This window comes from Paraburkholderia nemoris, from assembly GCF_905221015.1.
Taxonomy (GTDB): domain Bacteria; phylum Pseudomonadota; class Gammaproteobacteria; order Burkholderiales; family Burkholderiaceae; genus Paraburkholderia; species Paraburkholderia nemoris.
In genome coordinates this window covers 358,562-381,644 of record NZ_CAJNBO010000003.1, presented here as the reverse complement: position 1 = coordinate 381,644, position 23,083 = coordinate 358,562, and the positions used below count along the sequence as shown (strand labels likewise).

The following is a 23,083-nucleotide window of genomic DNA, read 5'->3' as shown; positions in this document are numbered from 1 at the left end:
CTGGGGTGGGCGAATAAGTTGGCTGACGAATTCGCTGACGGATATGCAAACCAAAGGTGTTGATCGAACTGTAGGCTTCACCTAAAGGTTTGATAAGATCAGTCCGGGTCGCTTATTTCGAAACAAAAAGTATGGAATGGGCCTGGTGGTAGGAGAGGGGGGAGACAAAAATGGACCGCTTCAAACAAATCGAAACTTTCGTGCGCGTCGCCGATGCGGGCAGTCTCGCGGCCGCCGCGCTGGAGGAGGGGGTGTCGCCGGTGATTCTCGGGCGCCGCATCGACGCGCTCGAAAAGCGCCTCGGCGTGAAGCTGATGTATCGCTCGACGCGGCGTCTCGTGGTCAGTGAGGAAGGCGCGGCGTTTCTCGAGCGCTGCCGCGGCCTGCTCACCGAGTGGGACCAGGCGGAAAACGAACTGAGCGCTGGACGGCGCGCGGTGAACGGCCATCTGATCGTGTCGGCGCCGGCCGCGTTCGGGCGCAAGCACGTCGCACCGCTTGCACCGCCTTTTCTCGCCGACAAGCCCGAATTGCAGGTGTCGTTCAACCTGACCGACCGGGTCGTGGACCTGGTGCGCGAGGGGTACGACCTGTCGATCCGGATCGGCGGCGCGGTCGATCCGAATTTCGTCGCGGTGAAACTGGCGTCGAACCGGCGCGTGGTGTGCGGCACACCGGAATATTTCCGCAAATACGGCAAGCCGAAAACGCTCGAAGATCTGCCGCAGCACAATTGCCTTGCGTTCAATCTGCAAGGCGGGCAGAACCGCGGCTGGTACTTCCGCCGCAACGGCAAACTGGCGACGGTGCGGGTGGGCGGCACGCTCGACTGTAACGATGGTGAGTTGCTGCATCGTTGGGTGTCGGAAGGGCTCGGGCTCGGCTGGCGCTCCACGTGGGAAATCCAGCAGCAACTGGCGCGTGGCGAGCTGGAAACCGTGCTGGATGAATTCGCGCTGCCCGACTACGACATTCTGGCGGTCTATCCGCAGCAGCGTTACGTGCCGGCCAAGGTGCGCTACTTCATCGACTATCTGAAAGAGGTGTATGCCAGCGAGGATTACTGGAATCGTCCGACTTATTGAGTGCGGGGTGACGGTAATTTTTCGCGGATTTCACGCGAAGCCGGGAATAAACTCGGTATGCGGCCGGTCATGTTGGATGACGAGTCAATAGCTTAGCCGCAATGCCCCGGAGGGCCGAGGTGGGTCAACCCGATTCAAATGCCGCCCGCGCGCACGACGCCGATGCAGCGAGGAACCGCCGTTTTCAGGAACTGGCGCTCCCGCATCTCGACGCCGCGTACAACCTTGCGCGCTGGCTGTGCGGTAACGCCAACGATGCCGACGACGTCGTGCAGGAAGCATTCATGCGCGCGTTTCGTTTCTTCGACACGTTCCGTGGCGACTCCGCACGGCCGTGGCTGCTGGCGATCGTGCGCCGCACCTGGTACACGGAATGGCGGCGGCGGGCATCGTCGCATGAGGTGGTCGAGTTCGACGACACCATGGACGAGGCGACCTTCGACGGCTGGAGCGCGGGCGGCGCGGATCCGCAGACGCTCCTGATCCGCGACGAAGACACGAAGCTCGTGCATGAGGCGCTGGCGCAGTTGCCGGTCGAGTATCGGGAGGTGCTGATCCTGCGGGAGCTTGAAGAAATGGGTTACCGGGAGATCGCGATGGTGGCCGATGTGCCGATTGGCACGGTGATGTCGCGGCTCGCCCGGGGCAGGCGCAAGCTGGCCACGTTGCTGATGGCGAAGCAGGGGGCCGGCCATCCGGGAGGTGGAAGTCCGCCACGAGCCACGGCGCCGGGTGCCGGCGCGGCGCCCACGGCTTCTGTCACACCACTCCGGGCGGCCTCCAACGGCCGTCCATCCAACAACCCCGGCGGGAGTGCTGCCGGCTTAGCCCAGGAGACGCCAGATGGACTGTAACGAAGCGCGGCCGCTCCTCGATGCGAACGCCGACCACGAATTGCCCGCGCCGGATGCGCAGCGCGTCCAGCAGCACATCGAGAGCTGCGACGCCTGCCGACGCGAAAGCGAAAACCTGCACACGTTGAGCGCTTCGCTGCGCGCACAGCCTTATTACCGGGCGCCGGATGCCCTGCGGGCGCGGATTCTTGCTGCCCTCCCGGAGAGTGACGCGGCCGCTGACGAGCCTGTAGAAGCCCCGCGGGCCGCTGCACAGCCGAGGCCGAAGCGGAGTTGGCTGCGTAACTGGCTGAACGACTGGCTGCGTCCGCAAGGTGCGATGGGGCGCCCAGCCGGTGCGGGCTCAGGCGTAGGTTCAGGCGCAACGATCGGGCAGGGCTGGCTCGTCGCGCTGGTGGTCGCGCTCGGTGCGGTGGCGGTGGGCGTGACAATGAACCAGCATCGTTCGGCGCAAGGCGGCGGGTTCTCCGATGAACTGGTCGAAAGCCATGTGCGGGCGCAAATGTCCGGCCACGACATCGACGTCATTTCGACTGATCGGCACACGGTCAAGCCATGGTTCAACGGCCGGATCGACTATTCGCCGCCGGTCGAGGACCTCGCGGCGAACGGTTTTCCGCTTGAAGGCGGCCGCCTGGATTACATCGCGCATCAGCGGGTGGCGGTGCTGGTGTACCGTTATCAGAAGCACATCATCGACGTCTACGTGTTTCCGGAAGCGCGCTCCGCCGATGCTGGACCGGAAGCCGCCGCCGGGCTTTCGATGGCGCAGACCCGCGAGGGTTACTCGCTTGCGCACTGGAATGCGCAGGGGATGACCTGGTGGGCCGTCACCGACGCCGCGCCGGACGCGCTCAGCGGCCTCGAAAAGGCGCTGAAAGCCCGTCTGGCGGGCGGCAGCGAGCAGACCGAGGGGGGCTGAGCGGGCTTCGTGTGCGCGCTCCGGGCGTGATTTTCCCGGACGCACACTCGCGGCGGCCGCTTGTCCCGGTTTATCCGCTTCGTCCTAAACCCTTGAAAACACACCCGATTCGGGCGCCGCATTAACGGGATATCTTGCAACCCGGCCCTAATCGGGTTACACTCTTTGGCTTCTCACTTGCCACACCGGTTCAGACGCCCGGGTGGCTCTAATCCACAAGTCCACAAGGAGTGTGTATGCGTCATTATGAAATCGTCTTTATTGTGCACCCCGATCAGAGCGAGCAAGTGCCCGCCATGATCGAGCGTTACAAGAGCACGATCACCTCGCACGGTGGCCAGATCCACCGCATCGAAGACTGGGGCCGTCGCCAACTGGCCTACATGATCGAGAAACTCGCGAAGGCTCACTACGTCTGCATGAACATCGAATGCGACCAAACCACGCTCGACGAGCTGGAACACGCATTCAAGTTCAATGACGCGGTTCTGCGTCACCTGATCGTCAAGATGAAGAAGGCCGAAACCGGCCCGTCGCCGATGATGAAGGAAGTGCAGCGCGAAGAAGCCAAGAAGTCGGCTGCTACGCAACCGTCCGAAGCGCAGGCTTAAGACACACTATTTAAGCTACCAGACGAAAGCGTCGCTCTCGCCAAAGGCTACATGAATCGGCTGCAACTTACGGCCAGCGTCGTTGAACGAGAAGCGGTGCGGTATACCCCCGCCGGCGTTCCGATTGCAGGCTGCACGTTGCACCACCGCACGGAAGTCGTCGAAGCCGGCATTGCCCGGCAAGTCGAACTGACCATGCAGGCGGTAGCCGCAGGTGAGGCGAGCGGTAAGCTGGAGGGCTGTCAGATGGGCGTAGAAACGCTCTTCACAGGCTTTCTGGCGAAAAAGCACCGCAACGCAAGAACTCTGGTATTTCACATCACAGAATTGCAGGACATTGGAAAGGACTGAACATGCCCCGCCCGACTGGTAAGAAATTCGACAAGCGTCGTCAGCAACAAAATCCGCTCTTCAAGCGCAAGAAGTTCTGCCGTTTCACGGCCGCTGGCGTCGATCACATCGACTACAAGGACCTCGAAACGCTGAAGGACTTCATCGGCGAAAACGGCAAGATCACGCCGGCGCGTCTCACGGGTACGAAGTCGCACTATCAACGCCAGCTGGACACGGCAATCAAGCGCGCACGTTTCCTCGCGCTGGTGCCGTACACCGACCAGCACAAGGCCTAACCCGACGACGCGATAAGGAGTATCCGAATGCAAATTATTCTTCTGGAAAAAGTCGTCAATCTGGGCAACCTGGGCGATATCGTGAAGGTCAAGGACGGTTACGCACGTAACTTCCTGATCCCGAACAAGCAAGCTCGCCGTGCAACGAAGGAAGCCCTGGCTGAATTCGAAGTTCGCCGTGCAGAACTGGAAAAGATCGCCGCTGAAAAGCTGGCTGCCGCTCAAGCTCAAGGCGAAAAGCTGGCAGGCTCGACGGTTCAGATCAATCAGAAGGCTGGCGTCGACGGCCGTCTGTTCGGTTCGGTGACGAACGCGGACATCGCTGACGCACTGGTTAAGCAAGGCTTCGCAGTGGAAAAGGCGCAAGTGCGCCTGCCGGAAGGCCCGCTGAAGCTGGTTGGCGACCACGCTGTTCAGATCTCGCTGCACACCGACGTTCTCGTCGATGTCAACGTGGCTGTGATCGGCGAACACGTCTAAGCATCAGATAGCATCTGCCAGGTTGTTGCTGGCAAAAGGCAGGGGCCGGGTGACCGGCCCCTGCCTTTTTTGTTGCCCGTTTTCGATGCATTGAAGTATCGGTTTTTGATTTCCCTCCGCGCGCATTTACCCCGATAATTCCTCTCCATGAACGCACCGTCCAAAGATCCCCAAATCGAGTCGCTGAAGGTCCCGCCGCATTCGATCGAAGCCGAGCAGTCGGTGCTGGGCGGCCTGCTGCTCGACAACGCGGCATGGGACCGCATCGCCGACTTCCTGTCGCAGAGCGATTTTTACCGATACGACCACCGCATCATTTTCGAGCACATCGGCAAGCTGATCGCGGCGACGCGTCCGGCCGACGTGATTACCGTGTACGAGGCGCTCGGCACCTCGGGCAAGGCGGAAGAGGTCGGTGGTCTCGCGTACCTGAACGCGCTGGCGCAGAACACGCCGAGCGCTGCCAATATCCGCCGCTATGCGGAAATCGTGCGCGATCGCGCGGTGCTGCGCCGTCTCGTATCCGTGGCCGACGAAATTTCTGCCGACGCTTTCAACCCGCAGGGCAAGGAAGTCCGCCAGCTGCTGGACGAGGCCGAATCGAAGGTGTTTTCGATTGCTGAAGACGGCGCGCGTGGCACGCAGGGCTTCCTGGAAATCGGGCCCCTTTTGACCGAGGTGGTCGAGCGCATCGACACGCTGTATCACACCGCCAATCCGAGCGATGTGACGGGCACGCCGACGGGCTTCGTCGATCTGGATCGCATGACTTCGGGCATGCACGGCGGTGAGCTGATCATCGTGGCAGGGCGCCCGTCGATGGGTAAGACGGCGTTTTCGATGAACGTCGGCGAATACGTGGCGGTCGAGTATGGCCTGCCGGTCGCCGTGTTCTCCATGGAAATGCCAGGCTCGCAGCTCACCATGCGTATGCTGGGCTCGGTCGGTCGGCTTGACCAGCACCGCATGCGGACTGGGCGCCTGACCGACGAGGATTGGCCGAAGCTCACGCACGCGGTGCAGAAAATGAGCGAGGCGCAGATTTTCATCGACGAAACCGGCGGCCTGAATCCGATGGAACTGCGCTCCCGCGCGCGTCGGCTGTCGCGCCAGTGCGGCAAGCTGGGCCTGATCATCATCGACTATTTGCAGCTGATGAGCGGTTCGTCGTCGGGGGAAAACCGTGCGACCGAAATCTCGGAAATCTCGCGTTCGCTGAAGAGTCTCGCCAAAGAACTCGACGTACCCGTGATCGCCTTGTCGCAGCTCAACCGGGGTCTCGAACAGCGCCCGAACAAGCGGCCGATCATGTCCGACTTGCGTGAATCCGGCGCTATCGAGCAGGATGCGGACGTCATCCTGTTCATTTACCGCGATGAGGTCTACAACCCGGACAGCCCGGACAAGGGCACGGCGGAGATTATCATCGGTAAACAGCGGAATGGTCCGATCGGCCCTGTTCGGCTCACGTTCCACGGACAATTCACGAAGTTTGATAACTTTGCCGGCGCGCAGAATTTCTACAGTGAGTAAAGAAGTAACTGTTGGGCCTGTTGTAACGACGCTTTCAAAAGTGCGGCATCGATCCCGGAACGGTACAATGTGGCGGTTTTATGTCAGCCATAATGTGACCAATTTTCGGGATCCCAATGTTCGGTCGATTCATGCCCACCGAGGGCAAGTTCTTTGAAATTTTCAATGCGCACGCAACGTGCATCGTCTCGGCAAGCCGTGAACTCGAGCTGCTGATCGACAACCTTCAGGACGCCGAGACCCACAAGCAAAACGTGCAGAAGGCCGAAAAGGCCGCTGACAAGCTCACGCACGAAACCATCGACCTGCTGCACAAGACCTTCATCACGCCGCTCGACCGCGACGAGATCCACAAGCTGATCACCACGATGGACGACATCCTCGATCTGATGGAGGACGTCGCGACCGCTATCTCGCTGTACGACGTGCAGGCGGTGACCTCCGAAGCGAGCCAGTTGGCGCATATCTGCACGGCTACCTCCGAGCGTGTGCAGTTCGCCGTCAGCCTGCTGTCGGACATGAAGCAGGCGAGCCAGATCCTGAAGGCGTGCGAGGACATCGACCGTCTGGAATCGGAAGCCGACCGCGTGCTGCGCTCGGCGATGTCGAAGCTTTTCCGCGAAGAAGACAACGTCAAGACGCTGATCAAGCTGAAGGCGATTTACGAACTGCTCGAAACGATCACCGACAAGTGTGAGGACGTGGCGAACATCATCGAAGGCATCGTGCTGGAAAACGCATAATGCAATCGATACAACTCGCTATCTGGGTCGTTGCCGGCCTGGTTGCCGTCGCGCTGATTTTCGACTTCATGAACGGCTTCCACGACGCGGCGAATTCGATCGCCACGGTCGTGTCGACCGGCGTACTGAAGCCGCAGCAGGCGGTGGCTTTCGCGGCGGCATTCAACGTTATCGCGTATTTCGTGTTCCACCTGAAGGTGGCGCAGACAGTCGGCAAGGGCACGATCGATCCGAATATCGTCGACCACTACGTCATTTTCGGCGCGCTGGTCGGGGCGATCGGCTGGAACATCATCACGTGGCATTACGGTATTCCGTCCAGCTCGTCGCATGCGCTGATCGGCGGACTGGTGGGCGCGGCGCTCGCCAAGTCGGGCTGGGGTTCGCTCAACTTCGATGGGTTGATGAAGACGGTTGCCTTCATTTTCATCTCCCCGCTGCTTGGCTTCGTGCTTGGCTCGTTCTTCATGCTGGCGGTGTCGTGGATTTATTTCCGCACGCCGCCGAGCAAGGTCGACCGGCGCTTCCGGCGTCTGCAACTGGTGTCCGCAGGCTTGTACAGCCTCGGCCACGGCGGTAACGACGCACAGAAGACCATCGGCATTATCTGGATGCTGCTGATCGCGACCGGCTACGCCTCGTCGATCGCGGATGCACCGCCGCTGTGGGTGATCGGTGGCTGCTATCTGTCGATGGGTATCGGCACGTTGTTCGGCGGCTGGCGGATTGTCCGCACGATGGGCCAGAAGATTACCAAGCTGAAGCCGGTCGGCGGTTTTTGCGCCGAGGCGGGCGGGGCGATTACGCTGTTCACCGCGTCGTGGCTCGGCATTCCGGTGTCCACCACGCATACGATTACCGGCGCGATCGTCGGTGTCGGCGCGACGCAGAAGCTGAGCGCGGTGCGTTGGGGGGTAGCGGGCAACATCGTCTGGGCGTGGATTCTGACGATTCCGGCCTCCGCAGCGCTCTCCGCGGCTGCCTGGTGGCTCGGCCACCGCTTCCTGTAAATGCACAGAGCGGACGGCCAAGGCCGTCCGCGCGTTTTCAGGCTTCAAATCTCTGTCTCGGAGCCCGGCGCCAAAAGCACCGGGCCTCACACCCCGTAAAGCCACAAATAAAGCGCGCCGCTCAGATCAGCGGCGTGCTGCCTCCATCCATCGGGACGATTGCGCCCGTCACGTAGCTCGCGCGGCGGCTCGCCAGAAACAGCGCGACGTCAGCGATTTCCTCCGGTTTTGCATAGCGCCCGAGCGGCACCTTGGCCTGCCCGCGCGCCAGCGCGTCCGCGTTTTCAATGCCTTGCTGCGACGCTTCCAGCTTGACCGCTTCCTCGACGCGCTCGGTCAGCGTCGAACCCGGATTGATTGCGTTGATGCGGATGCCGTAGCGCGCATAGTAGTGGGCGAGGCCGACGGTGGCCAGCATCAGCGCAGCATTGGCGGCACCACCGGCGATATGGATATCGCTAGCGATTTTGCCGCCCATGCCGATGATGTTGACGATCGTGCCGGGTGCGGTGCCGTCGCCGGCCTTGACGCGCTCGGCCATGCGCCGCAGCACTTCCTGCTGCGGGTAGATGTAGGGGAAATACTTGGCTTCCATGGTCGCGCGGAACGCCTCGGCGTCCAGCGTTTCCGGATCATAGCGACGAGCTGCGCCGGCGCTGTTGATCAACACGTCGATGGGGCCGACGGCGGTGCTGACTTCTTCGACGATGTCCGCAGCACTGTGCGGTTCGTGCAGGTCGGCGCGAGTGCGATGCACGTGCAGACCCTCCTGCTTTAACTGTTCGTACGCGCGCGCGAGATTGGCGGGGTCGCGCGAAACGATCGCGACTTTTGCGCCCTCGAGGGCGAACGCCCGGGCGCAGGCGAACCCGATCCCTTTGCTGCCGCCCGTGATTAACACCACCTTGTCATTCAGCCCGAGATCCATCGTTATCACCCGCTGTCGGAAGAATATCGATGACGATAGCAGATCGGCAGCGCAGCGGGGATGGGCAGGGTCGAGGTCTGGAGCGTGGGCGCTACCGGGAGACTGAATTCGGGCTGCACGGCCATCGCTATGAGTGACGAGCCATGAGCTACGGAGGCTAGGTCGTTAGTAACTGCCGTTGGCGAAGCGTGCAATCGGATCGTCGGTTGTTTGCGTGGGGGCAGGGATGCCGCGCGATGCTGTCGAGGCGCGCATGATCTGCACGCCTGCGTTCCCATCCACTTGCTGCGCCTGCCGAGCCTGGCGCACGGCGACGGAAGCCGGTGGAGGCGGCTCGAACGCATCGGCAGCGGCGTCGATCGGATCAGGCGCGCGAGCCGTAACCGTTGGCGGTTCAGCACGCACAGCCGCCGCCGTTTGCTGATTTGCGGAGCCGGCAGCAGCGTCATACGCACTCGCCTGAGCGGTCGGCACGGACCCTGGAGACACTGCACCTGCCGCGCGCGCTTGCATCTGCGCGGCGCTCATACCGGGCGGTGGGGGTTCGAACGGATCAGCTTGCGGTGCCGCAGCCGCGGCTATGGCAGGTTGGCCGGTTGCAGTCAGCGGCGGACGAGTGGTCGCCGCGACACGCGCCGTTTGCTGTGGCGCCACAGGGTTCGAGGCATAGCCCGAAGCTTCCGCAGCAGCAGGGACTCCCGCATAGCCCGACGCTTGCGGCGCAACGGAGGTTGCCGCATAGCCCGAAGGCCGCGTCGCCGCAGAATTCGCCGAGTAGCTCGACGCTTGCGCCGCCACCGCGACACCCGCATAAGCCGGTGCCTGAGCCTGAGCCACCGGCGCGACACGCTCGGGTTGAGGCGCCGTGGCCTGATAGCTCGGCGTATCGAACGGTGCCGGCGTCGCAGCCGGCGCTGCCACCCGACGAATACCGTCAAAGCGCTTGGCCCAGTACGGATTGGTCAGGTAGTCGAGCCGCACGGTGCCGCCCGTCGACGGCGCGTTGACGAAGCGCAGCTTGCCTACATAAATGCCGACGTGCGAATGTGCGCGTCCGGTGGTATTGAAGAAAATCAGATCGCCCGGCGCAATTTCATCCGGTTCGACGGATTCGCCGCGGCCGCTCATATCCGCAGTAGTCCGAGGCAGATTCACGGAAGCGGCGCGCGCTACCACATAGCGAACCAATCCACTGCAATCAAAGCCGCTATCGGGCGTATTCCCACCCCAGCGGTATGGAATGCCGACCAGACTCATCGCCTGAATCGAGATTTCCTCGCGCCCGATGCTGTGGTCGACGAAATTCGGGAAGCCCGGCGGCGGCGCATGATAGGCGCCGTTCGTGACAACGACCGACGAACCCGGCCCGCGCGACGTCTTTTGCGGCGCGCCGGCGCAAGCGGCGAGCAGCAAAACGGTCAGCAGCGAAAAGGCGAGTCGGCGCATGAAGACGAAGGGAGCGGTAAACGCTCGTTTAATGGCGGACGATTTCCGGATGGTAGCCCGTCGAACCTGGCTCAGGCAAGAATTCTTGACAACTTACTTGAAGTTTGTGCGCTAAGTGTTGCCCATCGGGAACGCGCGCCCAATAAAAAAGCCGCGTCCGGGCTGACCCGGACGCGGCTTCTAGCCGAAGCTAAAGCATTGAAACTTAAAGGATCTCCGACGCGTAATCCGCGAGACGCGAACGCTCGCCGCGCGCCAGCGTGACATGCCCGCTGTGCGCCCAGCCCTTGAAGCGGTCGACCACGTACGTCAGGCCTGAACTGCCTTCCGTCAGGTAAGGCGTATCGATCTGCGCGATATTGCCGAGACAGATGATCTTCGTGCCCGGACCCGCGCGCGTGACCAGCGTCTTCATCTGCTTCGGCGTCAGGTTTTGCGCCTCGTCGATGATCAGATACTTGTCCACGAACGTACGGCCGCGCATGAAGTTCATGCTCTTGACCTTCAGGCGCGAGCGGATCAGCTCCTGAGTCGCGGCGCGGCCCCATTCGCCGGCGGCGTCGTCGGTTTTCTGCAGGACTTCGAGGTTGTCGTCGAATGCACCCATCCACGGCTGCATTTTTTCCTCTTCCGTACCCGGCAGGAAGCCGATGTCTTCACCGACCGGCACCGTGGCGCGCGTCACGATGATCTCGTTGTAGCGCTTGTCGTCGAGCACCTGGGCAAGACCGGCCGCGAGCGCGACCAGCGTCTTGCCGGTACCGGCTTGACCCAGCAGCGTGACGAAGTCGATCTCCGGATTCATCAACAGGTTCAGCGCGAAGTTCTGCTCGCGATTGCGCGCCGTGATGCCCCACACGTTGTTCTTGTGGTGGCCGTAGTCGCGCAAGGTTTGCAGCAGCGCCGTCTTGCCGTTCAGCTCGCGCACCAGCGCATGAAACGTCGGCTCGCCGTTCTGCGGCTCCAGATAGACGAATTCGTTGACCAGCATCGAAGCGCACAGCGGACCCGTCACGCGGTAATACGTCGTGCCGGTTTTAGTGTCCTGCCAGCTCTCCATACCCTTCGCGTGCTTGGTCCAGAAATCCTGCGGCAGCGCGCGGATGCCCGAGTACAGCAGATCGCTGTCTTCGAGCACCTGGTCGTTGAAGTAGTCTTCGGCGGGCAGGCCGAGCGCATGCGCCTTGATGCGCATGTTGATGTCTTTCGACACCAGCACGACCTGGCGATCCATCCGGTCGCGCTGCAACGCGCGCACCACGCCGAGAATCTGGTTGTCGGCCTTGCCTTCCGGCAGGCCTTCGACCGGCTCGATGGCGTTGAGCTTGGTCTGGAAGTACAGGCGCCCGGACGCCTCACGGCTGCCGAGACGCGCAAGTGAAATGCCGTCCGAGATGTTGCCGGCGTTCGCCACCAACGCATCCAGCGTACGGCTCACCTGCCGCGCGTTGCGCGCGACTTCCGACATGCCCTTCTTGTGGTTGTCGAGTTCTTCCAACGTCATCATCGGCAGATAGACGTCGTGTTCCTCGAAACGGAACAGGCAGCTTGGATCGTGCATCAGCACGTTCGTGTCGAGCACGAAAAGCTTCTGCATTTCGAGCGGATCTGCGGCTGCGCCGCGTTTCTTGCTGGTGCCGCGCGTGCTGGGTGCTGCGGCTGCGGGCGTGCTGGCGGCCGGGTCCTTCGCGCTTGGCGCGCGCGCGACGACCGGCTGGGATTTGGCAGCGGGCGTGGAAACAACCGCCGGCTCGGTTTGCGGACGGGCGGCGGGAACCGGTTGCAGTAATGCGGCGGTCTGCTTCGATTTGCGACCGCGCGCGCCTGCGTCGCGCGCCGGTGCAGCTTGCTCGGCGGATGGGGACGCAGCAGGGGAGGCCGACGATGCCGGCACGGGCCGCAACGTGGTCGCGGCATTGGCGGCGTGCGCCATCGGTGTGGCGACGTTTGCGCGGCCGTAATCGGCCGACTCTGCTGATTCCCCTCCGACTGCCTGTTTCTTCGCGGCGGAGCGCGCCGGCGTGGCGGCTTTGGCCTTGTATTCGTCAGGCGGCAGGAGATTGCCGAGCTTGCTGGGGGGGGTAGGCAAAGGCATGGTTTCCCTCGAATTAATCGGGTCACATTTCGTGCGCCGCCTGTCGCATTCTGCCGGTGCCAGTGAGTGCGCACGCAGTTTGCGCCCGGAGGCGCGCATTCGGTCTAGAGATGCCGGTTCGCCTGGTTTTCGATCGGCTCCTTAACGGAAGCGCGTGGCCGAGTGAACGCACGGCCGCGCGCAATTAAAAAAGCCGCCGCCCCGGCGTACGGGACAAGCGGCTCGCCTTCGGTTATCGCGTTGCGCCTCATGACTTCGACAGAGCCGACAAAACGGCCGTCAAGTCCGGCGCAGCAACGAAAAGTGTGGGGTGGACAGGCACTCATTGGAACCCAATATAACGCGCCTCAAAGCGCTTGTACAGCCTCCAGAATGTCATCGACATGCCCTGGCACTTTCACGCCACGCCACTCCTGGCGAAGCACGCCTTCGGCGTCGATCAGGAACGTGGAGCGTTCGATCCCACGCACTTCTTTGCCATACATTTTCTTCAATTTCATGACGCCGAAGAGCGCACACAAGGTTTCTTCAGGGTCCGAGATCAACGGAAACGGCAGTTCGAGCTTTGCCTTGAAATTGTCATGGGAGCGCAGGCTGTCGCGCGATACGCCGAGGATTTCCGCGCCGGCCTTCTTGAACTTCGGGTACAGGTCGCGGAATTGCAGACCTTCGGTCGTGCAGCCCGGCGTGTTGTCCTTCGGGTAGAAATACAGCACCACCTTCTTGCCCCGCAGCTTGGACAGCGTGATCTCGCCACCGGTAGCGGGGGCGGTAAAGTCGGGGATGGGTTGGTCGACTGCGATGGGCACGAGGTTCTCCGGTTGTTATGGCCGACGCCGCGGCATTTGCACTTGCAACTGCTGCGGCGTCGGCCTGGCATCGAGGCTTTCGGGGAGGGCGACTGGCGCGTGTGGTGGTCGCTCGCGCGGCGGCCTGGTCGTCAGTGCCGGCGAGAGACGGGCCAGTCAGGGCTGGACAATCAATTCGCCGGAGCGACCTGGAATTTCGCCCCACGTAACAGGGTACGATGGCAGCGTGCTGCGGTCTAGCGTGGCGTAGTAATCACCCATAGTCGCGAAGGTATGGCCTTGCGCCCGCCAGCCCTCCAGCAACTGTTCGAAAATCGGCGCGAGCTTTTGTCCTTCGAGCTCAGCGTGCAGCGTGAACACCTGATCGTGCGGATTGTTCTCGGTGTGCTTCAACATCCACGCGGCGACGGTGTGCTCGTCGACCCCATCCACGCCGAGCACTTCGTCGAGCGTGGGTAGCGTGGTGGGCATCTGCACGTGCGACAGTTGCCGGCCGTCCATCACCGGCAGATACGGCGAGTGGCCGCGCCCGTCGGACGCGTAGTGCATGCCCCACGCGTCGATCTGCTCGAACGCATGCCCGTTCATCTGCCAGCCCGCCGCACCGTGCGTGACAGGCGGCGCGCCGAAGATCGCGACGAAGCGGTTGAAGCTCTTCTGCATCTGCTTCTCAGTCCACTCCTGATCTTGCGAACGCACGTTGTCCTGCCAGTACACGTGGTCCCAGGTGTGGATGCCGCATTCGAAACCGGCCTCGTGAATCGCGCGCATTTCCGCGGCTGTCTTCACGCCGATATCCGGCCCCGGCAGCAGCACGCCGTACATCAATTGCTTGATGCCGTAATGTTCGACCACCGAGGTACGCGACACCTTCTTCAGAAAGCCCGGCCGCAACACGCGGCGCATCGCCCAACCGGTGTGGTCGGGCCCGAGGCTGAAGAGGAAAGTGGCGCGCGCCTTGAAGCGGTCGAAGATGCGCGCAAGATTCGGTACGCCTTCGCGGGTACCGCGCAGCGTGTCGACGTCGATCTTCAGGACGATACGAGCCAAGGATCAGGCCTTATTGTTGTTCGACGAGGGCGCGCGCTTCGGCGACGTGGCCGCGATACGCTTCGAAAATCTTGCGCAGCGCTTCGTCGAAGGTCGACTTCGGCGCCCAGCCGAGTTCCTGCATCGTGTTGTCGATCTTCGGCACGCGGTTCTGCACGTCCTGGTAACCCGCACCGTAGTACGCGCCCGAAGACGTTTCGACCAGCTGCACCTTCTTGGCCAGCTCGGCGTATTCCGGGAATTCGGCGGCCAGCGTCAGCATCTTGTGCGCGAGCTCGCGCACCGAGAAGTTGTTGGTTGGGTTGCCGATGTTGTAGATCTTGCCCGTGGCGACGCCGTCCTTGTTTTCGATGATCTTCATCAGCGCGCCGATGCCGTCGTCGATATCCGTGAACGCGCGCTTCTGTGCGCCACCGTCCACGAGGCTGATGTTCTCGCCGCGCACGATATGGCCGAGGAACTGCGTGACCACACGCGAGCTGCCTTCCTTCGGTGTGTAGATCGAATCGAGGCCCGGGCCGATCCAGTTGAACGGACGGAACAGCGTGAAGTTCAGGCCTTCCATGCCGTAACCCCAGATCACGCGGTCCATCAGCTGCTTCGAGCACGCGTAGATCCAGCGCGGCTTGTTGATCGGGCCGTACGACAGTTGCGACTCTTCCGGGTCGAACTGCTCGTCCGTGCACATGCCGTAGACCTCGGAGGTCGACGGGAACACGAGGTGCTTGCCGTACTTGACGGCCGAACGCACGATCGGCAGGTTCGCTTCGAAATCCAGCTCGAACACGCGCAGCGGCTGCTTCACGTACGTGGCGGGCGTGGCGATCGCGACCAGCGGCAGGATCACGTCGCACTTCTTGATGTGATACTCGACCCACTCCTTGTTGATCGTGATGTCGCCTTCGAAGAAGTGCATCCGCTCATGGTTGATCAGGTCACCCAGACGTTCGGTCTGCATGTCCATCCCGAAGACTTCCCAATCGGTCGTTTCGAGAATGCGTTTGGACAGGTGATGGCCGATGAAGCCGTTCACACCCAGAATCAGGACTTTTTTCATGAGTAACGGGGAGTTTCGAGGGGAGTTTGGATGAGCCGGGCGAATTCGGCGGGGGTCACGACGGTTTCGCTGCCGTCGCGCTGGTGCCGCAATTCGTGGATGGCGATCGAGCGACCGTCGCCGCATATCGCAAAAACGGCATTATCGCTTACGTGCAGGCCCGGGGGCAAATCCGAGCGAAGCGCGCCGGGCTGAGCCAGACGCGCACGGGCGATGATGAAACGGTGGCCTTCGAGATCCGTAAACGCGCCGGGATAGGGCGGCGCAACCGCGCGGATCAGGTTGTAGACCTGCTGCGCGGCTTGCGTCCAGTCGATCCGGCCGTCTTCGGGCTTGCGCCCGCCGTAGTAGCTGCCGTGCGTCAGATCGTTCGGCAGATGCGGCGCTTCGCCCGCGAGCAGCGCCGGGAGCACGCGCCACAGCGTTTGTTCCGCGGCCACCGTGACCTTGTCGAACACTTGCGCGGCGGTGTCGTCGGGCAGGATCGGCACCGGCGTTTGCGCGATGATCGCGCCCGCGTCGGGCTTGGCGGCCATCTCGTGCAGCGTCGCGCCGGTTTCGGTTTCGCCGTGGATCACCGCCCAGTTGGTCGGCACGCGGCCGCGGTACTTCGGCAGAAGCGAGCCGTGCATGTTGTAAGCGCCCCGTGCGGCGAGCGCCAGCAGGTCGACGGGCAACATGTGGCGGTAGTAGAACGAGAAGATGAAGTCCGGGCGCGCGGCGCTTACCGCGGCGCGCAGTTCCGGGCTCTTCGGATCGGCCGGCGTGACGACGGGAATGCCGTGTTCGGCCGCAACCGAGGCGACACTGCCGAACCAGATGTTTTCGGTCGGGCTGTCCTCATGTGTGACGACCAGCGCCACGTCGACGCCACGCGCGAGCAGCACCTGCAGGCAGCGCACGCCGACGTTGTGATACGCGAAAACGACGGCGCGCGGCTTCATGGATTTGGGTCCTGATCGATCAGCGGCGCGGCCTGCACGGCCTGCACGACCGCCTGACGCGGCGCTTCGGTCACGGTTGTGCCGTCGCGCTGCTCGAGAATCGTCTGCACCAGATAGCGCGGACGCGCACGCACCTGCTGATAAATCCGGCCGATGTATTCACCCAGCAGGCCCAACGCGAAGATGATCACGCCAAGCAGGAAGAAGATCACAGCAAACAGCGTGAACACACCTTGCACTTCCGCGCCGATGATGAAGCGGCGAATCAGCAGCAGCACGAACAGCGCCGCGGACCCGAGCGACAGGATCACGCCGATGAACGACAGCCATTGCAGCGGCACCACCGAGAAGCCGGTGACGAGGTCGAAATTCAAACGGATCAGCGAATACAGCGAGTACTTCGACTCGCCGGCAAAACGCTCTTCGTGCGCGACTTCGATCTCCACCGGATTCTGCGCGAAGGTGTAGGCGAGCGCCGGAATGAAGGTGTTGATTTCACCGCAGCGATTGATCGTGTCGATGATGTGCCGGCTGTACGCGCGCAGCATGCAGCCCTGGTCGGTCATCTTGATGCGGGTGATGCGCTCGCGCAGACGGTTCATCGCGCGCGAGGCTTTGCGGCGCCACAAGCTGTCCTGGCGTTGCAGACGGATCGTGCCGACGTAGTCGTAGCCTTCGCGCATCTTGTTGACCAGCTTGCTGATTTCTTCCGGCGGATTCTGCAGGTCGGCGTCGAGCGTGATCACGATCTCGCCGCGCGACTGCTCGAAGCCCGCCAGAATCGCCATGTGCTGGCCGTAGTTGCCGTTCAGCAGGATCACGCGGGTCGTGTCGGGCCGGGCGCGGAACTGATCGGCGAGCAGGGCAGCGGATTTGTCGCGGCTGCCGTCGTTGATGAAGATCACTTCATAGCCGGTGCCGAGCGCGTCGAGCGCCGGGTAGAGGCGCGCGAACAGCGCGGCCAGCCCGGCTTCCTCGTTGTACACCGGGATGATGATCGACACTTCCGGTGCGACGGCGCGATGTTCCGAATAAATCATTTCCGCTTATTTTCCGTATTGTTCGCAAATTTCATTGACCGCACGGCAGACCCGCTCCACGTCGCCCTCGTTCATCAGCGTGAACAGCGGCAGCGTGACCGTGCTGGCGCCATAGCGCTCCGCGTGCGGGAACATGCCTTCCTTGAAGCCCTTCGCGCGGTACAGCGAGAACAGGTGAATCGCCGGGTAGTGCACGCCCGAACCGATGCCGCGCTCCTTCAACTGACCCATGAAGCCGGCGCGGTCGATCGAGAGTTTTTCGAGCGGCAGCGTGATCAGGAACATGTGCCAGTTGCTGTTTTCAAAATCCGCCAGCGGCAGGCCGACGCCCAGTTTGGCCGCCGCGCCGCCTTCGAAGCCCGCGAAGTACGCGCGCGCCAGTTTCTTGCGCTGCGCAATGAAGCGTTCGAGATGCGGCAGCTGGCCAAGGCCGACGCGCGCGGCAACGTCCGTCAGGTTGTACTTGCCGCCCAGCAGGTCGCAGTCCATGCCGTCAAAGCCGGTGCGGGTGATGCCTTGCAGGCGGTACTTCTGCGCGAGGATGGCTTCTTCCTCATTGTTCAGCACCAGTGCGCCGCCTTCGACCGAGGTCAGATTCTTGTTCGCGTGAAAGCTGAACGAGACGATATCGCCGAGTTTGCCGATGCGCTCGCCTTTCCACGTCGAGCCGAACGCCTGCGCGGCGTCTTCGATCACGCGCAGCTTGTGGGCGCGGGCAATCTCGTACAGCCGGTCCATGTCGACCGGCAGGCCCGACAGGTACACCGGAATGATCGCCTTGGTGCGCGGCGTGATGGCCTTTTCCAGCAGATCGAGGTCGATGTTGCGGGTGACCGGATCGATGTCGACGAACACCGGCGTCGCGCCGACTTCGTAGACCACATTGCTGGTCGCGACCCACGAGGCAGGGGTGGTGATGACTTCGTCGCCTTCGCTCACACCGGCGATGCGCAGGCCGATTTCGAGCGTCGCGGTGCCGGAATTGAACGTGCGCACCGGACGGCCGCCACAGAACTCGGACAACGCCGCTTCGAACTTCTGGTTCTGCGGGCCGGTCGTGATCCAACCGGAGCGGAGCACGTCGGCGACGCCCTGAATCGTCTCTTCATCGATCTCGGGTTTGACAAACGGCAAAAACGGGACTGTTGACTGGCTCATGAATGCTTCGCTCGATTGAAAGGGGCGCAACCCGAAGGGCGCGAAGTAGATCACAAACTACGCGCAAACCCAAGGCCACGACTAAAAAAGGGCGCAACCGCCAAGCTTACCGCGGTCAAGCTTACGTTTTGCTTGGCCGGCGGCGGTGTCCGGCTTTCCGTATCTTTTTCCGCCGGGATTTTCTCGGCGCGCGCATCAGCGCCGGCAATAAACGGTAATAAATCGTGCCCGGCACAGCCCGCCGGGGCCATGCCGCCTAGCTGCGCGCCAGGACGACCACGCCGATCAGGATGACGCCGATCCCTACCAGCTTCTGCACCGACATCACTTCGCCGAATAGATACCACGCCGCGAACGCGTTGACGACGTATCCGAGCGACAACATCGGATAGGCGATCGACACGTCTACCCGCGAGAGTCCGATCACCCATACGCCCACGCTGATCACATAACAAGCCAGCCCGCCGATGATCGGTGGTTGGGTCGCGAGGCGAAAGGCGATGGGCAGGATGTTCGCACGGGTGAATTCGAAGTGTCCAACGGCATTCGTTCCGGCTTTGAGCAGCAACTGCGCACCGGCGTTCAACGTGACGCCTGCGAGGATACAAAAGAGCGAAATCGGGTTCATCGAACGGTCAGTTCCTGAGATGGGGTCATTGTTGTGGTTTTTCCACTGGCGCGGGGGTGTCGGGCGCCGGTGTGGTCTGCGTGGCTGCGCCGGATGCGGGCGTGGGCGCCGCCGCGGGCTTCGTCACCACCACCCGGCGGGAGTCGCGCGCGATCACCTGCATCGGCAGGCCTTCTTTGAGCAGCTTGTCGTAAGTTGACGGCGGGATCAGCGCGAGCGCATAGCGATCGGCCTTCCAGCGCTCGACCCACGCGTCGACCGTCGGCACCCATTTCTGCGGTTCGACGGATATGCCGAACGCCAGTTCGTCCGGATGTTCGACCATGATCATCGTGTGGTCGACGTAGAACGGCATCGTATGGTCGAGCACGCCGACCGAATAGAACGGCGTATCGGCCGGCAACTTCGCGATTTCGGCCTTGATGGCGGGCGCGAGCGGCGCGCCGGAGCTCAGGCGGCCGAACACGTCGTGCCCCGTGCCTGCGATCGTGCCGAGCAGCAGCCACGCCGCGCCAAAGCTCGCGACGGCGCCAAGCGTGCCGGCGCGGCTGCGGCGGTTCAGCCACAGCGCGAACAGCGTGAGCACGAAGGCAACGCCAAGTGCCGCCAGCACCCAGGTGCGGTATTCGACGTACAGTTCGGTCGGGTTGCGCGCGTTGCCGAAGCGCGCCATGAACAGCGCGGCAAACGCGGCCACGACGAGAAACAGCGCATAGCCGGCCAGATGGCGGCGCAACTGGTCACGGGTGACGAGCGGCAGGTACATGCCGATAACCAGGGCAATCGGCGGCGCGATCGGCAGCGTGTACGAAAGCAGCTTGGAGTGGGAAGCGCTGAAGAACAGAAAGATGAACGCGGTCCACACCAGCATCAGCGTGACCGGCGCGAAGCCGTTCGGCTGGCGCGGCAGGCGCCACGCATGGCGCACGCTCTGGAAGGTCGCCGACAACCACGGCAGGAAGCCGACCAGCAGCACCGGCACGAAATAGTAGAACGGCCCCGGGCGGTTCTGTTCAGGCGTCAGATAGCGCTTGAACTGTTGAACGATGAAGAAGAAGTTGAGGAATTCCGGGTTGCGCTGCTGCACCAGCACGAACCACGGCGTGACGATCGCGAAGAACACGATCAGGCCGCCGATCATATGCAGGCGCTTCCATACGGCCCAGTCGCGTGCGACGAGGGTGTACAGCACCAGGACCGCACCTGGCAGGATCACGCCGACGAGGCCCTTGGACAGTACCGCCAGCGCCATCGCCCCCCAGCACACCCACATCCATGCCCGCACGTTGGCCGTCGGCAGGTTGGGGCGCTGCGCCAGCAGCAGCGCGCAGAGCGTCAGCTCCATCCAGAACGACAGGCCCATGTCGAGCGTGTTGAAGTGGCCCATCAGGTTCCAGTACGGCGAGGTGGCCAGCACGATCGCCGCGCACACGCCGGTCGCCGCATTGAACACGCGCGCACCGGTGAAACCGATCAACAGCACGCCGGCAAAGCCGGTCAGCGCGGTGTAGAGGCGCGCCTGCCATTCGCCGATGCCGAACCACGCGAACGTGAGCGCGTTGAGCCACGTTTGCAGCGGCGGCTTCTCAAAATACTTGTAGCCGTTGTAGCGCGGCGTGATCCAGTCGCCGGTGACGAACATTTCGCGCGCCATTTCGGCGTAGCGGCCTTCGTCGCTCGGCAGCAGATGCCGCCAGCCGAGCGGCACGAACCAGATTACGGCGAGGGCCAGCACCAGCAGCAGGATCGTGGTGCGGTTGAGCGGTAGCCTCGTCGGCGTATCGTTCATGAATTTCAACCTTTTTGGCGACGCCGCGTGGGCAGCGAGGCAGTGTTATCTGAAAATGGCGATCGCCAGCATGGCGCCAATGGCGCGCAGTGTACGTTATCGGCCGTGGCGCGGCCAGGGCGCGCGGCCGGTCCGGCGATGCGCACGCGGCGGCTGCCATGCCTCGCGGCCGGTGTCGGCACGTCAGGCAAACGCCCGCTGCCCGCCGCCTCTAGCCTTCGATCAGCAACGCGGCCGCGACCTTGCGGCCCTCGGCCATCAGAATGTTGTAGGTGCGACAGGCGGCCTTGAAGTCCATCGTTTCGACGCCGATGCGTTTGGCGGTGAGCGCGGCCGTCAGGCGCGGATGGGGGAAGCGCAGGCGCTCACCGCTGCCGAATATGACCACTTCGGGCGCGGCGTCCACCAGCATGGCGAAGTGCTCGGCGCTCAGGTCTTCGAACGAGGAGACGGGCCAGGGGATGACCGGGGCTTCCGGCAGCAGGAGAATGCTGCCGGCGTGGCGCACCAGATTGATTTCGACATAGCCGGCGCCGTAACCGGTGACGGTGTTGAGGGCGCCGCTGGAATCCTGATGTAATTTCAAATTCGTTTTCCGAAGTCGTCGTGAGACATCATGCGTGTTGGCGGCCTGACCTGGCAGAACGGAAGCAGGGCGGTTTGACGCGAGTGGGACACGCGAGTGGCACAGCGAGTGACACAGAAGCGGCCGAAAAGGCTTGCCGTTGCGGTTGGTGCATTGCGGAAGTCGGCCAAAATCCGCTAAATTATAACTTTTTAGCCGCCTTGCGGCGCCCCTCGCTCAAGTGCCCCCTCATGTGCTGTCATAAGCCGCCCTGAGAGCACGGGCGCGGCCCATCGGCTACCTGCCCTGGTTTTGCCCGCATTTCGTCTGCTTTTCTCGTCTCTGGCGAGCGTGCCGCGTCATAATTCCCCGTATCGGCGGACTTGCCCGGGTCCCGGTTTTTCCGCCCCCGCTTGTTCGCCCAAGCCCATCAACAGGATGAAGTGCCCGCCGTGAAACCGATTCTCAAATCCAACAAGTTGTTGAATGTCTGCTACGACATTCGCGGGCCCGTCCTCGAACATGCGAAGCGCCTCGAAGAAGAGGGCCACCGCATCATCAAGCTGAACATCGGCAATCTCGCGCCGTTCGGCTTCGACGCGCCGGATGAAATCATCCAGGACATGATCCTGAATCTGCCGGGTTCGTCCGGCTACTCGGATTCCAAGGGTGTGTTCGCCGCGCGCAAGGCGATCATGCATTACACGCAGCAAAAGGGCGTGCATGGCGTCGAACTGGACGACATCTACATCGGCAATGGCGCCTCCGAGCTGATCGTGATGGCGCTGCAGGGTCTCTTGAACGACGGCGACGAAGTGTTGCTGCCCGCGCCGGACTACCCGCTGTGGACCGCCGGCGTCAGCCTGTCGGGCGGCACACCCGTGCATTACATCTGCGACGAATCGAACAGCTGGATGCCCGATCTGGACGACATTCGCGCAAAAATCACGCCGAATACGCGTGCGCTCGTCGTCATCAATCCGAACAACCCCACCGGTGCGCTCTACTCGGACGAACTGCTGCTCGGCCTGATCGAGATCGCCCGCCAGCATGGCCTCGTGATCTTCGCCGACGAGGTCTACGACAAGATCGTCTATGACGGCAAGAAGCACACGTCGATGGCCGCGCTCTCGGAAGACGTGCTCACCGTCACGTTCAACAGCCTCTCGAAGAGCTACCGTTCGTGCGGCTACCGCGCCGGCTGGATGTTCATCTCGGGCCTGACTGGCGAGAACCGCCGCAATGCCAAAGACTACTTCGAAGGACTCGGCATTCTGGCCTCGATGCGCCTGTGCCCGAACGTGCCCGGCCAGTACGCGATCCAGACCGCGCTCGGCGGCTATCAGAGCATCAACGACCTGATCGTGCCGAGCGGGCGCCTGTACAAACAGCGCGAACTCGCGTATGACATGCTGACGGCCATCCCCGGCGTGAGTTGCGTGAAGCCCGAGGCGGCGCTGTATATGTTCCCGCGCCTCGATCCGAAGATTTATCCGATCCAGGACGACCAGCAGTTCATCCTCGACCTCCTGCTGGAAGAGCGCGTGCTGCTGGTTCAAGGCACCGGTTTCAACTGGAAGACGCCGGATCACTTCCGCGTCGTGTTCCTGCCGAACGTGGACGACCTCGCGGATTCGATCAACCGGATCGCGCGCTTCCTCGACGGCTATCGCAAACGCCATACGGCTTGAGATGGACGGCGCGCCC

Annotated in this window: 23 protein-coding genes; 11 read left to right on the top strand and 12 right to left on the bottom strand. The window is 62.6% G+C overall.

Going from position 1 to position 23,083, the window contains the following annotated elements; translation table 11 throughout:
• The first annotated feature begins 170 nt into the window (after positions 1-170).
• The 10 genes from KHO33_RS06560 to KHO33_RS06515 all read left to right on the top strand — a co-directional run bounded on the left by KHO33_RS06560 (position 171) and on the right by KHO33_RS06515 (position 7,867).
• Positions 171-1,085 carry a LysR family transcriptional regulator gene (locus tag KHO33_RS06560; RefSeq protein WP_054034567.1) on the top strand — a complete coding sequence of 305 codons (915 nt, stop codon included), beginning with the start codon at positions 171-173 and terminating at the stop codon, positions 1,083-1,085.
• A 119-nt stretch (positions 1,086-1,204) separates the two neighbouring features.
• Positions 1,205-1,939 carry an RNA polymerase sigma factor gene (locus KHO33_RS06555; protein WP_054034566.1) on the top strand — a complete coding sequence of 245 codons (735 nt, stop codon included), beginning with the start codon at positions 1,205-1,207 and terminating at the stop codon, positions 1,937-1,939.
• A complete protein-coding gene (locus tag KHO33_RS06550) occupies positions 1,929-2,861 on the top strand; it encodes an anti-sigma factor family protein (protein ID WP_054034565.1) in 933 nt (310 codons plus the stop codon). Before KHO33_RS06555 ends, KHO33_RS06550 begins: the two co-directional genes overlap by 11 nt.
• 236 nt (positions 2,862-3,097) lie before the next feature.
• Positions 3,098-3,472 carry a 30S ribosomal protein S6 gene (gene rpsF, locus KHO33_RS06545; protein WP_006048823.1) on the top strand — a complete coding sequence of 125 codons (375 nt, stop codon included), beginning with the start codon at positions 3,098-3,100 and terminating at the stop codon, positions 3,470-3,472.
• Between the two features lie 51 nt (positions 3,473-3,523).
• Entirely contained in the window at positions 3,524-3,823 is a 300-nt protein-coding gene (priB, locus tag KHO33_RS06540) for a primosomal replication protein N (RefSeq protein ID WP_054034564.1), read from the top strand.
• A gap of 2 nt (positions 3,824-3,825) precedes the next feature.
• The gene (gene rpsR / locus KHO33_RS06535) at positions 3,826-4,101 is read left to right on the top strand and encodes a 30S ribosomal protein S18 (RefSeq protein ID WP_007182109.1); all 276 of its coding nucleotides are present in this window, start codon (positions 3,826-3,828) and stop codon (positions 4,099-4,101) included.
• A gap of 27 nt (positions 4,102-4,128) precedes the next feature.
• Positions 4,129-4,581 (top strand): 50S ribosomal protein L9, encoded by a 453-nt coding sequence (gene rplI / locus KHO33_RS06530; RefSeq protein WP_054034563.1) that lies wholly within the window; start codon positions 4,129-4,131, stop codon positions 4,579-4,581.
• 147 nt (positions 4,582-4,728) lie between these two features.
• Entirely contained in the window at positions 4,729-6,114 is a 1,386-nt protein-coding gene (locus KHO33_RS06525; protein ID WP_063495982.1) for a replicative DNA helicase, read from the top strand.
• 116 nt (positions 6,115-6,230) lie between these two features.
• Positions 6,231-6,857, top strand: coding sequence for a DUF47 domain-containing protein (locus tag KHO33_RS06520; RefSeq protein ID WP_012432805.1), 627 nt, complete (start codon positions 6,231-6,233; stop codon positions 6,855-6,857).
• Complete coding sequence (locus tag KHO33_RS06515) at positions 6,857-7,867, top strand: inorganic phosphate transporter (protein WP_200564498.1); 1,011 nt, start codon at positions 6,857-6,859, stop codon at positions 7,865-7,867. The genes KHO33_RS06520 and KHO33_RS06515 overlap by 1 nt, the downstream gene beginning before the upstream one ends.
• 121 nt (positions 7,868-7,988) lie before the next feature.
• On the opposite strand, the gene KHO33_RS06510 is transcribed toward KHO33_RS06515, so the two are convergent.
• From KHO33_RS06510 to KHO33_RS06455, 12 genes are all read right to left on the bottom strand, one after another.
• On the bottom strand, positions 7,989-8,795 hold the full coding sequence (locus KHO33_RS06510; RefSeq protein WP_054034537.1) for an SDR family oxidoreductase: 807 nt from the start codon (positions 8,793-8,795) through the stop codon (positions 7,989-7,991).
• Positions 8,796-8,960: 165 nt separating this feature from the next.
• On the bottom strand, positions 8,961-10,241 hold the full coding sequence (locus KHO33_RS06505) for an NlpC/P60 family protein (protein ID WP_200564499.1): 1,281 nt from the start codon (positions 10,239-10,241) through the stop codon (positions 8,961-8,963).
• A gap of 205 nt (positions 10,242-10,446) precedes the next feature.
• Complete coding sequence (locus KHO33_RS06500; protein WP_200564500.1) at positions 10,447-12,336, bottom strand: PhoH family protein; 1,890 nt, start codon at positions 12,334-12,336, stop codon at positions 10,447-10,449.
• Between the two features lie 347 nt (positions 12,337-12,683).
• The gene (locus KHO33_RS06495; protein WP_054034536.1) at positions 12,684-13,145 is read right to left on the bottom strand and encodes a peroxiredoxin; all 462 of its coding nucleotides are present in this window, start codon (positions 13,143-13,145) and stop codon (positions 12,684-12,686) included.
• Positions 13,146-13,301: 156 nt separating this feature from the next.
• On the bottom strand, positions 13,302-14,195 hold the full coding sequence (locus KHO33_RS06490) for a polysaccharide deacetylase family protein (RefSeq protein WP_054034535.1): 894 nt from the start codon (positions 14,193-14,195) through the stop codon (positions 13,302-13,304).
• A 10-nt stretch (positions 14,196-14,205) separates the two neighbouring features.
• Positions 14,206-15,252 (bottom strand): bifunctional UDP-4-keto-pentose/UDP-xylose synthase, encoded by a 1,047-nt coding sequence (locus KHO33_RS06485; protein ID WP_093632622.1) that lies wholly within the window; start codon positions 15,250-15,252, stop codon positions 14,206-14,208.
• Positions 15,249-16,196 carry a formyltransferase gene (locus tag KHO33_RS06480; protein ID WP_200564501.1) on the bottom strand — a complete coding sequence of 316 codons (948 nt, stop codon included), beginning with the start codon at positions 16,194-16,196 and terminating at the stop codon, positions 15,249-15,251. The genes KHO33_RS06485 and KHO33_RS06480 overlap by 4 nt, the downstream gene beginning before the upstream one ends.
• Complete coding sequence (locus tag KHO33_RS06475; RefSeq protein ID WP_054034532.1) at positions 16,193-17,236, bottom strand: glycosyltransferase; 1,044 nt, start codon at positions 17,234-17,236, stop codon at positions 16,193-16,195. The genes KHO33_RS06480 and KHO33_RS06475 overlap by 4 nt, the downstream gene beginning before the upstream one ends.
• A gap of 6 nt (positions 17,237-17,242) precedes the next feature.
• Positions 17,243-18,394 carry a DegT/DnrJ/EryC1/StrS family aminotransferase gene (locus KHO33_RS06470; RefSeq protein ID WP_054034686.1) on the bottom strand — a complete coding sequence of 384 codons (1,152 nt, stop codon included), beginning with the start codon at positions 18,392-18,394 and terminating at the stop codon, positions 17,243-17,245.
• A gap of 256 nt (positions 18,395-18,650) precedes the next feature.
• On the bottom strand, positions 18,651-19,022 hold the full coding sequence (locus tag KHO33_RS06465; RefSeq protein WP_054034531.1) for an SMR family transporter: 372 nt from the start codon (positions 19,020-19,022) through the stop codon (positions 18,651-18,653).
• Positions 19,023-19,047: 25 nt separating this feature from the next.
• Positions 19,048-20,811 (bottom strand): ArnT family glycosyltransferase, encoded by a 1,764-nt coding sequence (locus tag KHO33_RS06460; protein ID WP_054034530.1) that lies wholly within the window; start codon positions 20,809-20,811, stop codon positions 19,048-19,050.
• 211 nt (positions 20,812-21,022) lie between these two features.
• Complete coding sequence (locus KHO33_RS06455; RefSeq protein ID WP_093632627.1) at positions 21,023-21,397, bottom strand: Mth938-like domain-containing protein; 375 nt, start codon at positions 21,395-21,397, stop codon at positions 21,023-21,025.
• Between the two features lie 422 nt (positions 21,398-21,819).
• Here KHO33_RS06455 and KHO33_RS06450 point away from each other — a divergent pair, with 422 nt between their 5' ends.
• A complete protein-coding gene (locus KHO33_RS06450) occupies positions 21,820-23,067 on the top strand; it encodes a pyridoxal phosphate-dependent aminotransferase (RefSeq protein WP_054034685.1) in 1,248 nt (415 codons plus the stop codon).
• Positions 23,068-23,083 lie beyond the last annotated feature (16 nt).

What these genes read in the sequence shown, in the direction of transcription:
- KHO33_RS06560 (WP_054034567.1), top strand. Translation starts at nt 171, where the DNA reads ATGGACCGCTTCAAACAAATCGAAACTTTCGTGCGCGTCGCCGATGCG.
- KHO33_RS06550 (WP_054034565.1), top strand. Translation starts at nt 1,929, where the DNA reads ATGGACTGTAACGAAGCGCGGCCGCTCCTCGATGCGAACGCCGACCAC.
- rpsF (WP_006048823.1), top strand. Translation starts at nt 3,098, where the DNA reads ATGCGTCATTATGAAATCGTCTTTATTGTGCACCCCGATCAGAGCGAG.
- priB (WP_054034564.1), top strand. Translation starts at nt 3,524, where the DNA reads ATGAATCGGCTGCAACTTACGGCCAGCGTCGTTGAACGAGAAGCGGTG.
- rpsR (WP_007182109.1), top strand. Translation starts at nt 3,826, where the DNA reads ATGCCCCGCCCGACTGGTAAGAAATTCGACAAGCGTCGTCAGCAACAA.
- rplI (WP_054034563.1), top strand. Translation starts at nt 4,129, where the DNA reads ATGCAAATTATTCTTCTGGAAAAAGTCGTCAATCTGGGCAACCTGGGC.
- KHO33_RS06525 (WP_063495982.1), top strand. Translation starts at nt 4,729, where the DNA reads ATGAACGCACCGTCCAAAGATCCCCAAATCGAGTCGCTGAAGGTCCCG.
- KHO33_RS06520 (WP_012432805.1), top strand. Translation starts at nt 6,231, where the DNA reads ATGTTCGGTCGATTCATGCCCACCGAGGGCAAGTTCTTTGAAATTTTC.
- KHO33_RS06515 (WP_200564498.1), top strand. Translation starts at nt 6,857, where the DNA reads ATGCAATCGATACAACTCGCTATCTGGGTCGTTGCCGGCCTGGTTGCC.
- KHO33_RS06510 (WP_054034537.1), bottom strand. Translation starts at nt 8,795, where the DNA reads ATGGATCTCGGGCTGAATGACAAGGTGGTGTTAATCACGGGCGGCAGC.
- KHO33_RS06505 (WP_200564499.1), bottom strand. Translation starts at nt 10,241, where the DNA reads ATGCGCCGACTCGCCTTTTCGCTGCTGACCGTTTTGCTGCTCGCCGCT.
- KHO33_RS06500 (WP_200564500.1), bottom strand. Translation starts at nt 12,336, where the DNA reads ATGCCTTTGCCTACCCCCCCCAGCAAGCTCGGCAATCTCCTGCCGCCT.
- KHO33_RS06485 (WP_093632622.1), bottom strand. Translation starts at nt 15,252, where the DNA reads ATGAAAAAAGTCCTGATTCTGGGTGTGAACGGCTTCATCGGCCATCAC.
- KHO33_RS06480 (WP_200564501.1), bottom strand. Translation starts at nt 16,196, where the DNA reads ATGAAGCCGCGCGCCGTCGTTTTCGCGTATCACAACGTCGGCGTGCGC.
- KHO33_RS06475 (WP_054034532.1), bottom strand. Translation starts at nt 17,236, where the DNA reads ATGATTTATTCGGAACATCGCGCCGTCGCACCGGAAGTGTCGATCATC.
- KHO33_RS06470 (WP_054034686.1), bottom strand. Translation starts at nt 18,394, where the DNA reads ATGAGCCAGTCAACAGTCCCGTTTTTGCCGTTTGTCAAACCCGAGATC.
- KHO33_RS06465 (WP_054034531.1), bottom strand. Translation starts at nt 19,022, where the DNA reads ATGAACCCGATTTCGCTCTTTTGTATCCTCGCAGGCGTCACGTTGAAC.
- KHO33_RS06460 (WP_054034530.1), bottom strand. Translation starts at nt 20,811, where the DNA reads ATGAACGATACGCCGACGAGGCTACCGCTCAACCGCACCACGATCCTG.